We start from the raw sequence: 15081 nt of genomic DNA, 5'->3' as shown, positions 1-15081 counted from the left end.
CAACTCAACCATGACTCTCGGCATGAACAGCAGCGGGCTGTGGAATATCATTGCTAATGGACAGTCTTATTCCAGCAGCGATGATTCAACCTATGCCGGGAATACGTTAACTAACACCCGTAGCTACTATGTGGTGAGCCAGACGGCAGCTGACTTTGACCGTAACGGCACCCAGGATATTTTCGCAACTGAGAATACCTACGCGGGCTCTACGCAAGTGATGTGGACCTACGATGGCAGCAGCTACACCGCCAGCCAGCTGGCGATGGGAACCACCATCTGGTACGGCGGCGTAATTGCCTACGACAAAACCGGCGATGGCTATCTTGATCTGGCGTACGGCGATGCCGGTATGGACTCCCTGACCTACCTGGTGAATACCAACGGCGTTCTGTCGCCGGACGGCACCGGCGGGGAAGGTGGATTCTACGGCCAGTTCGATTCCGGGCGTGAAATCTCCGGCGTCGACCTGAACAACGACGGTACCGTGGACATCGTGCAGCACACCAACCGCAGCGGGGCGTACTCGCTCACCGTGATTAACAACAACGGGAACGGTACGCTTTCCATTGGCCAGAACCTGACCAACGTGTTTGTGGCCAACGCCTCGAATACCACCACGGCGGCCTCCATGACGTGGGCGGACTTTAACGGCGATGGCTACATGGATCTGTACCTCGGCAGCAGCTACAACAACAACGGCGGGGTGATTTACTACAACGACGGTACCGGGCAGCTTTCCACGACCAAAAGCGCGGTGGAAGCCTCTAACGCCACGGCGGGCTATCTGTCGGTGGCGGTAGACTGGAACGGTGACGGGCAGATGGACATCATCAAGCTCAGCACCTACGGCAGCTCACAGACGGCGACCCTGTTCACCAACAACGGCTACGGCTCAACCTGGACTTCAAGCCAGCTGGCTTCTGGGCTGGCCAACGTCACCGGCGTCGCCGCGGTGGACTACAACTGGGACGGTGCGCAGGATCTGCTGGTGTCTCAGCAGAACGGTAAGGTGGTGCTGGTGCAGAACAATGCGGAGATCGCTGACGGTACCGCGATGCATCTGCACATTGTCGATAGCGAAGGCATCAACGTGTACTACGGCAATACGGTCAATCTGTATAACGCTGCGGGCGTGCTGGTGGCCTCGCAGATCATCAACGCTCAGTCCGGCATTGGCTCGAACGATACCTCTGCGCTGGTGAGTTTCTACGGGCTGGATCCGAACGAAACCTACTCGGCGGAGATCGTGAAGATCACCAACGGCGTCTCAGATAACGTCACCTGGACCGGCCTGGACGCGGGCAACGGCAAAGAGGGTTATGTTCTCACCGCCGAAGCGGCCACCGGCGGCCACAGCGGAACCATTACCGGTACCGGGTATAACGACACCTTTATCGCAGAGGATGGGACCTATACCTATAACGGCTCCGGCGGCTGGAATACCCATTCCGACTACGACACCTGGAGCAATTCCGGCGGCATGGACGTGGTGGATTATCGTAATGCCACCTCTGGGATAACCGTTGATTTGCGCCTCTCAACGGCGCAGGACACCGGATTCGGTACCACGCGGTTGTTGAATATTGAAGGGATTAACGGCTCCGACTATGACGACGTGATCACCGGCAACAGCGGTGATAACCAGTTCGAAGGCCGGGGCGGGAACGACACCTTCAACATCGGCAGCGGCGGTCACGATACGTTGCTCTATAAGCTGATCAACGCGTCTGACGCGACGGGCGGCAACGGTAGCGATGTGGTGAACGGCTTTACCGTCGGCACCTGGGAAGGGACGGCGGATACGGACCGTATCGATCTGCGCGACCTGCTTTCCGACAGCGGCTATACCGGCACCGGCTCGGCGAGCTACGTGAACGGCGTGGCGACGCTGGACAGCAGCGCGGGCAACATCGCCGACTACATCCGCGTTGTGCAAAACGGCAGCAACACCGAGATCCAGGTTGACCTGGACGGGACGGGCGGTCAGTTCACGCCCACCACGCTGGTAACGCTGAACGGCGTGCAGACGGATCTGGCGACGCTGTTGGCCAATCACCAACTGTTAATTGCGTAAAACAACGCCGCGGGGAGCGATCCTCGCGGCCTTTTGCGTTTCTTTACACGAATAGCCATAACCCTATATTTCACAAGATTATTTTGCGGGCTCGTTTAGACAGTGTTCGATTTCTAATCATCCCGGAAAGGTATCATTTCAGTGCGAAATCATCGCCCTGAACAGGACGTAGCATTATGAAGACACATCCACAGTACGAACCCTGGTTGCAGGGCATGCTCATCATCGCGAAATATTATCGGCTGGATTTTTCGGCGGAGCATGTTCGGGTCACGATTAACCATGAAAGCCAGTCTCCACGCCAGCTGGTGCTGGAGGAGATGGCGCGCCAGCTTGGGCTGGGGATGCGTTGGGTGGCGGCGGGAGCCGTAGCGCTCGATCCGTGGCGTTTACCGCTGCTGGCGGAGTTCACCGGCGGGCAAATTGCGGTCATCAACCGTATGGACAACGAAGGGAACGTCAGCGTGCAGTTTAGCGGCGACGGGGGCCTGGAGACGACGCTGACGCGCGACGAACTCGGTTCGCGGTTAAAGGGGCTGATGGTGCTGCGTCCCCTGGAGTCCACGCCGGATGCGCGCGTGGATGATTACATCAAACCCTATGAGAAAAACTGGTTCTGGCAGCTGGCGCTGAAAGACTGGCGTCGTTACAGCGACATAATGCTGGTGGCGCTGGTCGCCAACGTGCTGGCGCTCTCCGGCATGGTCTTTTCCATGCAGGTGTATGACAGGGTGGTGCCGTCCCAGTCGGAGGCCACGCTGTGGGTGCTGTTTGGCGGTGTGATGATCGCCATCGTGTTTGAATTCATCATGCGCATGCTGCGGGTGCATATTTCGGACGTGGTAGGGAAACGCGCCGACCTGCGTATTTCCGAGCGCGTGTTTGCCCACGCCCTGAGGATTAAAAACGGCGCACGGTCGAAATCGACCGGGTCGTTTATCGCCCAGATCCGCGAGCTGGAGTCGGTGCGGGAGCTGATCACTTCCACCACCATTGCCGCTATCTCCGATCTGCCGTTCTTCCTGCTGTTCGTCTTCATTCTGTGGATGATTGGCGGCCCGCTGGTGCTGGTGGTGCTGCTGGCCGTACCGCTGCTGCTCATTCCCGGCCTGCTGGTGCAGCGCCCGCTGGGAAAACTCTCCAGCGAAGGGATGCGTGAATCGGCGATTCGTAACGCCACGCTGGTGGAAGCGGTGCAGGGGCTTGAGGACATCAAGCTAATGCGCGCCGAGCAGAGGTTCCAGAACCAGTGGAATAACACCAATGACGTTGCCGCGAGCGTCGGCATGAAGCAGCGCTGGCTGACGGGGCTGCTGCTGACCTGGACTCAGGAGGTGCAGTCTATCGTCTACGCCGTGGTGCTGCTGGTGGGGTGTTATCTGGTTATCAGCGGCGACATGACCACCGGTGCGCTGGTGGGCACCTCGATTCTGGCGTCCCGGACCATTGCGCCCCTGTCGCAGATTTCCGGCGTGCTCTCCCGCTGGCAGTCGGCAAAGGTGGCCCGCAAGGGGCTGGATGACCTGATGCAGCGCCCGATTGACGATCCCCTGCACGGCAAAAAAGTGCATAAAGCCCATCTGCGCGGTGATTATCGGCTGGACGACGTCGGGTTTTATTACGACGAAGAAGAGAAGCTTACCGTGCTGAATATCAGCAAACTGCGCATTCGCGCCGGGGAGCGCGTGGCGGTGCTCGGGCGGAATGGTTCGGGGAAAAGCACCTTGCTGCATCTGCTGGCGGGAATGCAGGAGCCACAGCAGGGCAGCATTTTGCTGGACGATATTGCTCTCAATCATCTTGACCCGGCCGACGTGCGCCGCGACATGCAGTTGCTCAGCCAGCAGGCGCGGCTGTTCTTCGGCTCCGTACGCGACAACATCCTGATGGGTAATCCGCTGGCGACAGACGAGGAAATCCATCAGGCGCTGGTCAACAGCGGCGCGCTGGAGTTTGTGCGCAAGCAGAAAATGGGGCTGAACACCATCATCAATGAGGGCGGGACGGGGCTTTCCGGCGGGCAACGTCAGGCGCTGCTGCTGGCGCGCGCGCTGATCACCTCGCCGAATATTCTGCTGCTGGATGAACCCACCGCCTGGCTGGATGAGGTCAGCGAGAAGCAGTTTATCCAGCATCTGCACCAGTGGCTCGGTAAGCGCCGGACGCTGGTGGTGGCGACGCATCGTCTGCCGATTCTGGACCTGGTTGACCGCATCATCGTCCTGGAAAACGGCAAAGTGGTGATGGATGGCCCTCGTGATGCCATTTTACGCCAGCACGGAATGGCCCCGCAGCAGGCGCCGCAGCGCACGGTTAAACTGAAAACGGAGGGCGTGGCATGAATGATATCTCCCGCTTTAACAGCCGGCTCAAGGAGCCGCGCCTGCCGCGTTCGTCGCTGGTGGCATGGTCGCTGTTTGCCCTGCTGGTGGTCTTTATTACCTGGGCCAGCCTGTTCCAGCTGGATGAGGTCACGACGGGTAGCGGCAAGGTGATCCCGTCCTCCCACGAGCAGGTGATCCAGTCCCTGGAAGGGGGGATTATCCACAGTCTGATGGTGCGCGAGGGCGATATCGTCGAGCGTGGTCAACAGCTTGCCCAACTGGACCGGACGAAAACCGAGTCCAGCGTGCTGGAGAGCGAGTCTCGATTAAACGCTGCGATGGCGACGGCCGCGCGTCTGAATGCTGAGGTGAACGACACCGGGCTGACATTCCCGGCAGAGCTGGATGACGACGTTGAGTTGGTCAAACAGGAAACGGCGCTTTATCAGTCACGTCGCGAAAGCCTTGAAAAAGGGCTGGCGGGTTTACGCCAGGGAGCAGATCTCGTGCAGCGTGAACTGGCATTAACGCGCCCGCTGGTGACGCAGGGGGCGGCCAGTAAGGTCGAAGTCTTACGCCTTGAACGTCAAAAAAATGAGCTGGAGAGCAAAATCACCGAAATGAAAAACCAGTACTACGTTCGCGCCCGCGAAGAACTGGCAAAAGCGAACGCGGAAATGGAAGCGCAGCGCTCCGTCATGAAAGGGCGCGAAGATTCACTCACCCGCTTAACGTTTAATGCACCGGTGCGTGGCATCGTGAAGGACATTGACGTGACGACGGTGGGCGGGGTGATCCCGCCGAACGGCAAACTGATGAGCCTGGTACCGCTTGATGACCAGATGGTGATAGAAGCGAAAATCTCGCCGCGCGATGTCGCGTTTATCCATCCCGGGCAAAAAGCGCTGGTGAAAATCACCGCCTATGATTACTCCATCTACGGCGGGCTGGAAGGGGAGGTGACGATGATTTCCCCGGATACCCTTCAGGACGAGGTGAAACGGGATGTTTATTATTATCGCGTTTATATCCGTACGGACAGTAACCATCTGACCAACAGGCAGGGCAAGGAATTCCCGGTGTTCCCGGGCATGATAGCCACGGTTGATATCAAAACCGGCAGTAAATCCGTCATTGATTATCTGCTGAAACCATTGAATAAGGCAAAAGAGGCGCTGCGCGAGCGATAAAAAAGGCGTTCAGCAAACCGAACGCCCGTCAGATCAGAGTGTAGGCGTCATGTTGACAACATGGCGTCGTTCTTTTGGTACCACATTGATGTAATGTGTGACATACGCAAAATATAATCCGGCATAATTTTCGACAAGCTCGATAAAGGCCGGATAAATCGACATCCGGCCATCGCCGCGATCTTTAAGATAACCTGCCTCCTGCGCCGATTTGATAATCCGTTTAACATGAATACGCGAAACGAAAAATTCTTTTGCCAGCGTGCTGGCTGAATACGCTATTATGGCACCATGTGCTGTTTTGTTTTTGATGGCCTGCAAATAGAGATAGAGCATAATCATTCGGCCACCATCCTTATCAATAAATAAACCCACCTCCGGAAGCACTTTCCTGAATGTTAATCCGCGGAAAAGGTACTCTGCGGCGCGCCGGAAAAAGTTGTGCCTCAGAATATCATTGTCCAGAAGGTTAGCATTTATATTGAATGTCGGAAAAAGAATGCTAACAGGCGTAAACGCCCCGGACATATAGCGTTTCAGCTCATCCAGTCCTTTTTCCGTTGGTGCGATTTTTGTTTTTCGGCGATCTTCGGTACAGCGCCAGGTCTTAATTCGCCCGGTGGTCTTAAGTATGGTGATGATCGCGATAACACTGTTAGGGCTGGCGATATTATAGCGGGTACACAGTGCCTTTATCTCTGAAACTGACTCAGCCTGATTACCAAAAACAAAACAACACATGGACAGTATTATGTTGAAGCGTGATTCCTGAAGCATCGTTTTATAGAACAAGGGTTGTTTTTTATAAATGGCATCATTGATTCTGTAGTGCTCTGTTATAGCTTCACCAAATCGCGGGTTGTTTTTAATAACATCCCTTCGATGTAGCAAAGCCCTGGATGAAATGTGATTATCCATAGCATTTTCTCTTTTTGTCTGGGCCGATAAGATGAAGTGTCTGGTCTTCTTTTTCGGAATTTTCATTATACCTTGTGAAGTGCATATTTACTGTCGTTATATGAAAAGAAAGTAATATTTATGCTGCATATGGATGAGTGGGTTGATTAACGCAAAGATGTTCCCGTGCATAACATTGATAACGGTTTATTAACCAAATGGGGTGCGGTAAAATTATTCAATGCGACAAAGAATATTGGCTTTAATCACATTTGGGAATGATATTTACATTCTCAGGAGCAGGTTATGTCTCAAAACTTACCTTTTATGCAAGGTACTTGCTACAAGCAACGATTCGTTATTTCAGCCTGCGGTTTCACCTTCGAGGGGTATAGCCTGCTTCTGAAGTCTCGTGGCGTAAACGCCACGCGGCTCCATTTTGAAGAGGATGAAGTTTGCTCAGGTGATGTGCAAAAAATGATGCAAAATCAACAACCTGAAGTTTCTGTTTTTCTTGGTCGCGACGTGACTGCCTTTCTTGAAAGCCTGAAACGGTTGGTCTCGGTTCTGAATGCACTGCCGGTTATTTGTAGCGTGACCCTGTATGGTGCAATACCAGAAAGGTGGCTTTATGCCACGCTGAAAAGTCTCGTTAATAATACCAGATCGTTGTCGAGGATCAGGGTGGCGAATATTTCAGAGGTAATGAATTGTGTAGAGAATATTTCTGAAGTACATGCCGATTCGTCACGTTTATTGCGTGAAGGACCTGAGAAAGAAGGTAAGGAAAGCCTGCATGGTTTATCAAAACGTGAATTAACCGTATTGCTGAATTTTTATCGAGGTATTTCGATAAAAGAGCAGTCGGCGAGGTTAGGTTTGTCAGATAAAACCATTTATACTCATCGTAAAGTGGGGTTGGGTAAATTATATCTTATCAGAGTGTGGTTTAGCGATGCACGTGTCTTAAGGGATGAGGTCTGTGCAGTAAAGAACAAAGCGCAGGGGTTTTCGGAAGCAGAAATAAATATATTGCAGGCGTTACATAAGCGGGAAATCTTTGCGGCTTATCAAATTATTACCGATGGCGATAAAAAAGGAGTGGGCTTTGAAATTCTGCTGCGCTGGCATAAAAACGGTCAGGTCCTGAAACCAGGCCAATTTCTGGATGGGATAAAAAATGGCGAAATTTGGCTCAAGCTGACGGCGTTAGTCATTCACGCGGCCGTGTCAGGTATCAACAGATACAATGGGAAATATTATTTTTCGGTTAATATTCCTCCTCAACTGGCTGCCGGGAACGCGCTGCCGGGAATGGCGAAAAAAGCCGTTGAAATGTTACTGAAGCCGCAGTGGGCCGGGAAACTTGTCTTTGAATTAGCTGAAACCATTGATGTAACAAAGGATCCAAATATTCCTGTCACTCTCCAGCGTTTACGCGCCGAGGGGTGTCGGCTGTTTCTGGATGATTGCTTTTCCAGACATTACGCTATGTTACCCATCCGACAGATTAATTTTGATGGACTGAAGCTTGACCGCGATATAGTTGAGCACTTTGTTGCTAACGACAATGACAATAGCATTATTAAAGCGATACAGATATACAGCGACATGACGGGAAGGGAATGCGTTGCGGAAGGCGTCGATAGCGAAGAAAAATTTGAAAAACTTGTCGCATTAGGGGTTAAGCGCTTCCAGGGATATTATCTTTCCCGGGCGGTTAAAGAAGAAGAGCTGGATCGAATGGTACGGCTATTTAGTTAATGGCTTCACTATGCTGGTGGTACGACAGACTTAACTCTTCGACCACCAGCAAAACAGTCACTCACCAGGCAATAATCTGTTATCAGATATCATCGCGCGTAAAACCGACAACAATTTCAAGCGTGTTTCGAATGACATCGCAGGCTTCGGGCTCCTCGGTAATTTCGAGGGCGTGAATCAGTTGCAGGATAATCTCTTTATTTGAGAGATTGTCACCGGTCAGCATAATACAGCGTATTGCCGATCCCAACACTTCAACCTCACCACTGAGATGCTTTCCAGCATTAAGAAAATGTTCCGCCAGTCCTTTATCGTGCAGGGCTTCAAAATTATACGTTTGCTGCATAATCGCTTTACTCATGGTGGTCACCGTTTCGGTTAAAATTAGTGTTTCTTGTCTGGGGTCAGAAGCGTGTTGTGAGTAAAGAGAGAGCGCATGCGCCCAATATCATAATCGCCCATCACTCTTCCCCGGTCGTGCGATACGCCGGTTACACGCTGGCGTACTTCATCTTCAGCGGCAATCAATGCATTTTTGCGTTCATCATTTGATTCAACGTTAGCCATCGCCCGCAGGCGACCAGCAAGAGACGCAAAGGTAATAGGTCCGTTCTCTTTCAGTATGGATAATACGGCCTCACCGATAAGGTCATCCTTAAGTCGTTCAAATTTAGTTCTATGCATAGCTTCAATCTCACTCTGCTACACGCAGGAGGCTGTAGCATGGGGTTAGTCATCGCATTCAGGAGCTCTATTCTCACTCAGCATGACTAACTTAGTAAGTTAAAAAAACAGTGTTCAGGTTAACGCTCGAAGAAGAGGGCTATCAGACCGTTATAGTGCGCTTTCTCAACGTCAGACGTTGACTCTTCAATTCTGCGCAACAGCTTTGTACAGATTGTCATTCTGCTCAGTTGTACATTTTCTTTGATGATCTCACTGACGATAGCACCAAGGGTTTCCTGCTGTGTTGGGACGTTATCCTTGTTAAAATACAAGGTGATAGCGCTTTCTGCTGTAGAGGGAGCATGGTTGCGACGCATAATTTTCCACCGTTAACAAACAATTTTGTAACATCAGTGGCATTGAATTTATACTATTCGATCAAATCTGTACATTAAAATTGTACAACTTTTCACGTGGATCGTGTTTTTGTCAGGAAAACTATCAACTATAGGGGGGGAAAGAGCAGGAAAGAGGGGAAAAGGAAAGGCCCCGAAGGGCCTGAAATTATTTACGTCCCAGCAGAAGTCCCAGAACGATACCTACCGCACCCGCAGCGATTAAGCCCGTTAAGGGATTGTTTCTGACGGCTTCAGTGACATCCGAGACGGCATCACTGGCCTGGGCAGCATATTTTTTCGCTGCACCTTTCACCTGGTGTTTAGGGGAATCAACGAATTCACCAAACTGCTGCTGCGCAGAGCCGGATAATTCATCAAGTTTGTTTTTGGCTTTATCGCCAGCGTACTGTGCATTTTTATCAGTGTCGAAATCAGACATTCCAGCCTCCTTTTGTTGGTAGTCTAAGGATAGACGCTGATTGCAGGAGTGAGCGAGAATTCGCTGAAATCGACGGCAGATTGCCCCTTTTTAGGACATGTCTTTCTTACATGACCACCATAAAGTCCAAAAAATGTCGTTCTCTACGCAGCGCGAAGAGACTGTTTCTGCCGTGCGTGAGTGCGAAAGGTAACGTAATAGCCAAGGGATGCGGCCAGGCACAGCATATAGCCGAATGATTCCGAACCTTCCTCCACGGCGTTTTTCACGACACGCATATAGCCATGCTCCAGGATGTCGTGCCACAGCACCTGCATTCCAAAGAGGCGGGAGAAGACCAGTACAGCCAGCAGGCCGCTCAACAGAATGCCGTACCAGGGGGATTGGGTATATTTTGCCAGCTGTTCCAGGGTAGCGCGAAAATGCATAACGGGGCGAATTAACGCCAGCAGAGCGGTAATCAACGCGAACCACACCCAACTCCCATGAGAAATGAGATCAAAAAGCGCGTCCAGTTCACGAATTAGCATTGTCAGGAAAAATCCGCCCACCAGAATATTACAGTAACGCATGGATTCGTCCATTTTCGCCAGACGAAAATGGAGAAAGACAATAGTCGCTAATACCGTTTCCTGCATAATTTCGGTCAGTGATAATTCCGGAATATCATGGCCGACAAACCGCATATCAACCCAAAGACACAGTACGATAAGTGCGCAAGCGGCCGCTGCGCCAACGAAGAATAAAAAGCTCTTTAGTACAATCATTAACACCACCATTTTGTTTGTAGCGAATATGTTAGGTGACGAGAATGTTATTTCTGTTCACATTGTGCCATATAAGTGCGGATTTTTAACATTTTGAGCTAAATAGGGTTGGTCACGACGAGACGAAAGCGTAAATATCGTCAGCCTCGTCTGTGCTGTTTAGGCGGGCGCTGTCATTACGGAGGGTGCCTTCAGGCAACGGGATGTCAGGGTATTGAGGGACCAGCGAGAGGTGGAAAACACAGCTGCGGAACTATCTTGTCGATGTTTTTTTAAGAACGAACTCTGATAGAGAAAGCGTTCAGTTCCACAAAAAATGCTGTTTCTCCACCTTGGCAATTATTTTTCTTCTTTGTACTCACCTTTTGATTTCAGTTTATCTCTAACAAGGTTGGCGCAACTGGTTGCATTCTGTAAACTCTGATCGTTTACAATAGAGGACCGAGATTTTAAAACTTCGTTGTAAGCATCTTTAACTTTCGGACTGACTGTTGCAGCATAACTATCTGGCGGGAAGTCACCCAAAGGTTCTTTGTCACCGCTTAAGGCCTTAGCGCAAGCATTATTAATTTGGTCATCAATGCTTAATTGATTTGCGTTAGCAGATAACGAAAAAGCTAAAACCAAAGAGGCGAGAACAATTCTTTTCATACTTAGTCATTCCTTAATGATGAAGCGTTGTGATCCGAATTCAATTTGTAAAACCCAATTGTGATAGTAATATTTATCAAAGTGTATAGAAATTCTATTAGATAAACCGGATCCGAACCAGTTTCAGCAATGTTTTCTGTCCGAACATGCTGTATCCGACTTATTTTGTTTACTACAGGCTACATGTTATCAAAGATAAATATATCCAACATGTATTAGTCTATTCTTTTTCGTATTCTTATGACACCTACATTCTTTAGTGGGGGGTAGTGTGCTTGCACAAGTCTTTAAAAGTAGGATTTTTAAGGGAGAATGACGTTGTATGACTTCATTTGTACCACACTTGCATTACGCTTAATAACAAGAACAACCAACACGTTAATTTTAAAGGGACAGTGCATGTCTGCCATGGATTTATCCAATCTACTTTTCGCTCATGACGCACCTGATTGCCCACTTCTGGTATATCAGCGAGTCAACAATATTAACTCCAGACGCTGATTTTTCACATTACCTACGGCTCTACTTAAAACCCACACTAAACTTCATGTTTACATAAAATCGTATTAACAGATACAATACCCCCCTATAGTATCAGGAGGGCGTATGCCGCATTCACCCGAAGATAAAAAACGTATTATGACCCGCGTCCGCCGCATTCGGGGCCAGGTTGATGCCCTTGAACGCGCCCTGGAATCGGGCGATCCCTGTCTCGCCATTTTGCAGCAAATTGCCGCCGTGCGCGGCGCTGCCAATGGTCTGATGGGGGAAATGGTCGAAATTCACCTCAAAGATGAGCTGGTGACGGGGGAGACCACCCCGGATCAGCGGGCAGTGCGGATGGCGGAAGTCGGCCATTTACTGCGCTCTTATCTAAAATAAACCCACACACCTCACAACAAGGGAAAGACATCATGAAATCTCGCGCAGCTGTCGCGTTCGGCCCAGGCCAGCCGCTGAAAATCGTTGAAATTGATGTTGCTCCGCCGAAGAAAGGCGAAGTGCTGATCAAAATTACCCACACCGGCGTTTGCCATACCGATGCGTTTACCCTGTCCGGTGACGATCCGGAAGGCGTATTCCCGGCGGTGCTCGGCCACGAAGGGGGCGGTGTGGTGGTGGAAGTGGGTGAAGGCGTCGCCAGCCTGAAGCCCGGCGACCATGTGATCCCGCTCTACACCGCAGAGTGCGGCGAGTGTAAGTTCTGCAAATCCGGCAAAACTAACCTCTGCCAGGCCGTGCGCGCCACGCAGGGCAAAGGACTTATGCCGGACGGCACCACCCGTTTCTCCTATAACGGCGAGCCCATTTATCACTACATGGGTACCAGCACCTTCAGCGAATACACGGTGTGCGCCGAGATCTCACTGGCGAAAGTGAATCCGCAGGCCCCGCTGGATAAAGTCTGTCTGCTCGGCTGCGGTGTCACCACCGGTATCGGCGCGGTCCATAACACGGCGAAAGTGAAAGAGGGGGACACCGTGGCGGTGTTCGGCCTGGGCGGGATCGGTCTGGCGGTTATCCAGGGCGCGGTACAGGCGAAAGCTGGGCGTATCATTGCTGTGGATACCAACCCGGAGAAATTTAAGCTCGCAGGTGAGATGGGGGCGACCGACTTCATCAACCCGAAAGACTACGACAAACCGGTTCAGGACGTGATCGTGGAGCTGACCGATGGCGGCGTGGACTTTAGCTTCGAATGTATCGGCAACGTCAACGTAATGCGCTCAGCGCTGGAGTGCTGCCACAAAGGCTGGGGCGAGAGCATCATTATCGGTGTGGCCGGCGCGGGTCAGGAGATCAAAACCCGTCCCTTCCAGCTGGTGACAGGGCGCGTATGGCGCGGGTCAGCATTTGGCGGCGTGAAAGGCCGTACTCAGCTGCCGGGCATGGTTGAAGATGCGATGGTCGGTAAAATTCAGCTTGATCCGTTCATTACGCACCGCCTGCCGCTGGAGCAGATCAACGAAGCCTTCGATCTGATGCACGAAGGAAAATCCATTCGCACCGTTATCCATTTCGGCGACAACTGATTATTCTGCCAGCGGTTTTTTCCGCTGGCATTTCTTCCCTGATCTTCTCTAAAGTGTGACCTGTCCGGCGCTTTTAGACGTAATTTAATTCCCTGGCGTGCCGATGACTCTTTTACAGGCGTGTTATTACGCATCTTACCTATAAGAGAGTCGACGGTCATGGACAACACAACATCGATGCAGGCGCAGCCTAAGCTGAGTTTCTTGCATCACATCCGGCTGGTTCCGCTGTTTTCCTCCATTCTCGGTGGCATTATTCTCCTGTTTGCATTGAGCTCAGGTCTGGCAGGCTATTTCCTGCTCCAGGCCGATAACGATCAGCAGGATGTCACGGCAGAAATCCAGGTGCGCACCGGTCTGTCAAACAGTTCCAACCATTTACGCACCGCCCGTATCAACATGATCCACGCGGGTGCGGCCAGCCGTATCGCGGAGATGGAGGCGATGAAACAAAACATCGCTGAGGCTGAGATCCGCATCAGGCAGTCGCAGGATGGATTTGCCGCCTATATGAAGCGCACCGTTCGTACCCCGGCTGATGAAGCGCTTGATGGCGATCTGAAAGCCCGCTATGACGCCTACATCGCCGGTATGCAGCCGATGCTGAAATATGCCAAAAACGGCATGTTTGAAGCCATTATTAACCACGAAAATGAGACCGCGCGTCCGCTGGACGATGCCTATAACGCGGTGCTGCTGAAGGCGATAAAAATCCGCACCGAACGCGCCAACGCGCTGACGGCACAGGCTCACACCCGCACCCGGCTGGGGCTGATGTTTATGTTCGGCGCGTTTGGCCTGGCGCTGGCGCTGGCGGTGATCACCTTTGTGGTGCTGCGCCGTACGGTGATAAACCCGCTCCAGCGAGCCGCTACGCGTATCGAAAATATCGCAAAAGGCGATTTGACCATGCCGGACGAACCGACCGGACGCAGCGAAATTGGCCGCCTGACGCGCGATCTGCAAACGATGCAGCACGCGCTGGTGACAACCGTGGGCACCGTGCGGCAAGGGGCGGAGGAGATCTACCGTGGAACCAGCGAGATCTCCGCGGGTAACACCGATCTCTCTTCCCGTACCGAGCAGCAGGCGGCGGCGATTGAACAGACGGCGGCCAGCATGGAGCAGCTCACCGCGACGGTGAAACAGAACGCCGATAACGCGCATCATGCGAGTAAACTGGCAGAAGATGCCTCCGGTAAGGCCAGCCGCGGGGGGCAGATGGTCTCCGGCGTGGTGAAAACCATGGGTAATATTTCCACCAGCTCGAAGAAGATCTCTGAAATTACCGCCGTGATTAACAGTATCGCGTTCCAGACCAATATTCTGGCGCTCAACGCGGCGGTCGAGGCGGCGCGTGCGGGTGAACAGGGACGCGGCTTTGCGGTCGTGGCGAGTGAAGTCCGCACCCTGGCAAGCCGCAGCGCGAATGCGGCGAAAGAGATAGAAAGCCTGATTAATGAATCTGTGTCGCTTATCGATCAGGGTTCCGGGGAAGTGGTTGCGGCGGGCAATACCATGAATGAGATCGTCGAGGCGGTTAAACGCGTCACCGATATTATGCTGGAGATTGCAGCGGCGTCCGATGAGCAGAGCCGCGGCATTGTTCAGGTGAGCCAGGCGATTTCCGAGATGGACAAGGTGACGCAGCAGAATGCCTCGCTGGTGGAAGAAGCTTCTGCGGCGGCGGCCTCGCTGGAAGAGCAGGGCGCACGTCTGACGGAGGCCGTTGGCGCGTTTCGTCTCATCGGGGCAGGGACTGGACGGACTACAGCCCCTGCAACCGCAGCGAAATCCGCGTCTTTAACCCCGGCGGCGGCCGTCTCCGGTGATAACTGGGAAACATTCTGAGTAAGACAGACCCGCCCTCGCGGC

The 15081-nt window shown here is 52.3% G+C and carries 14 protein-coding genes; 7 read left to right on the top strand and 7 right to left on the bottom strand.

What is annotated here, in order from left to right; translation table 11 throughout:
• Positions 1-10 precede the first annotated feature (10 nt).
• The 3 genes from ACOTYH_RS09105 to ACOTYH_RS09095 all read left to right on the top strand — a co-directional run bounded on the left by ACOTYH_RS09105 (position 11) and on the right by ACOTYH_RS09095 (position 5591).
• Positions 11-2077 carry an FG-GAP-like repeat-containing protein gene (locus ACOTYH_RS09105; RefSeq protein WP_421637710.1) on the top strand — a complete coding sequence of 689 codons (2067 nt, stop codon included), beginning with the start codon at positions 11-13 and terminating at the stop codon, positions 2075-2077.
• 176 nt (positions 2078-2253) lie between these two features.
• Positions 2254-4419: a type I secretion system permease/ATPase gene (locus ACOTYH_RS09100; protein WP_421637701.1), complete on the top strand. Its 2166-nt coding sequence runs from the start codon at positions 2254-2256 to the stop codon at positions 4417-4419.
• The gene (locus ACOTYH_RS09095; protein WP_421637700.1) at positions 4416-5591 is read left to right on the top strand and encodes an HlyD family type I secretion periplasmic adaptor subunit; all 1176 of its coding nucleotides are present in this window, start codon (positions 4416-4418) and stop codon (positions 5589-5591) included. Before ACOTYH_RS09100 ends, ACOTYH_RS09095 begins: the two co-directional genes overlap by 4 nt.
• Positions 5592-5624: 33 nt before the next feature.
• Here the strand turns inward: ACOTYH_RS09095 and ACOTYH_RS09090 are convergent, their stop codons facing one another.
• A complete protein-coding gene (locus ACOTYH_RS09090) occupies positions 5625-6509 on the bottom strand; it encodes a hypothetical protein (protein WP_032655601.1) in 885 nt (294 codons plus the stop codon).
• Between the two features lie 285 nt (positions 6510-6794).
• On the opposite strand from ACOTYH_RS09090, the gene ACOTYH_RS09085 reads away from it, so the two are divergent.
• Positions 6795-8252 (top strand): EAL domain-containing protein, encoded by a 1458-nt coding sequence (locus ACOTYH_RS09085; RefSeq protein WP_421637699.1) that lies wholly within the window; start codon positions 6795-6797, stop codon positions 8250-8252.
• Between the two features lie 82 nt (positions 8253-8334).
• Here the strand turns inward: ACOTYH_RS09085 and ACOTYH_RS09080 are convergent, their stop codons facing one another.
• The 6 genes from ACOTYH_RS09080 to ACOTYH_RS09055 form a co-directional block, all read right to left on the bottom strand.
• Entirely contained in the window at positions 8335-8613 is a 279-nt protein-coding gene (locus tag ACOTYH_RS09080) for a biofilm development regulator YmgB/AriR family protein (protein WP_044596271.1), read from the bottom strand.
• A 23-nt stretch (positions 8614-8636) separates the two neighbouring features.
• Positions 8637-8936, bottom strand: coding sequence for a hypothetical protein (locus tag ACOTYH_RS09075; RefSeq protein ID WP_032669919.1), 300 nt, complete (start codon positions 8934-8936; stop codon positions 8637-8639).
• Between the two features lie 119 nt (positions 8937-9055).
• Complete coding sequence (ycgZ, locus tag ACOTYH_RS09070) at positions 9056-9295, bottom strand: regulatory protein YcgZ (protein ID WP_003857265.1); 240 nt, start codon at positions 9293-9295, stop codon at positions 9056-9058.
• Between the two features lie 187 nt (positions 9296-9482).
• On the bottom strand, positions 9483-9755 hold the full coding sequence (locus ACOTYH_RS09065; protein WP_003857263.1) for a DUF883 family protein: 273 nt from the start codon (positions 9753-9755) through the stop codon (positions 9483-9485).
• A gap of 143 nt (positions 9756-9898) precedes the next feature.
• Entirely contained in the window at positions 9899-10522 is a 624-nt protein-coding gene (locus ACOTYH_RS09060; RefSeq protein ID WP_032104107.1) for a hypothetical protein, read from the bottom strand.
• Between the two features lie 339 nt (positions 10523-10861).
• A complete protein-coding gene (locus tag ACOTYH_RS09055) occupies positions 10862-11173 on the bottom strand; it encodes a hypothetical protein (protein WP_047637360.1) in 312 nt (103 codons plus the stop codon).
• 606 nt (positions 11174-11779) lie between these two features.
• Between ACOTYH_RS09055 and ACOTYH_RS09050 the strand changes: the two genes are divergently transcribed.
• From ACOTYH_RS09050 to ACOTYH_RS09040, 3 genes are all read left to right on the top strand, one after another.
• Positions 11780-12055 (top strand): metal/formaldehyde-sensitive transcriptional repressor, encoded by a 276-nt coding sequence (locus tag ACOTYH_RS09050; protein WP_032104106.1) that lies wholly within the window; start codon positions 11780-11782, stop codon positions 12053-12055.
• 32 nt (positions 12056-12087) lie between these two features.
• The gene (locus ACOTYH_RS09045; RefSeq protein WP_421637698.1) at positions 12088-13206 is read left to right on the top strand and encodes an S-(hydroxymethyl)glutathione dehydrogenase/class III alcohol dehydrogenase; all 1119 of its coding nucleotides are present in this window, start codon (positions 12088-12090) and stop codon (positions 13204-13206) included.
• Between the two features lie 159 nt (positions 13207-13365).
• Complete coding sequence (locus tag ACOTYH_RS09040) at positions 13366-15057, top strand: methyl-accepting chemotaxis protein (protein ID WP_421637697.1); 1692 nt, start codon at positions 13366-13368, stop codon at positions 15055-15057.
• Positions 15058-15081: the final 24 nt, after the last annotated feature.

The sequence above is a fragment of the Enterobacter cloacae complex sp. SHL001 genome (assembly GCF_049236825.1).
In the GTDB taxonomy this organism is placed as follows: Bacteria; Pseudomonadota; Gammaproteobacteria; order Enterobacterales; family Enterobacteriaceae; genus Enterobacter; species Enterobacter hormaechei_C.
Note: the sequence above shows the minus strand (reverse complement) of the source record. Positions and strands in the feature narration are given on the sequence as shown.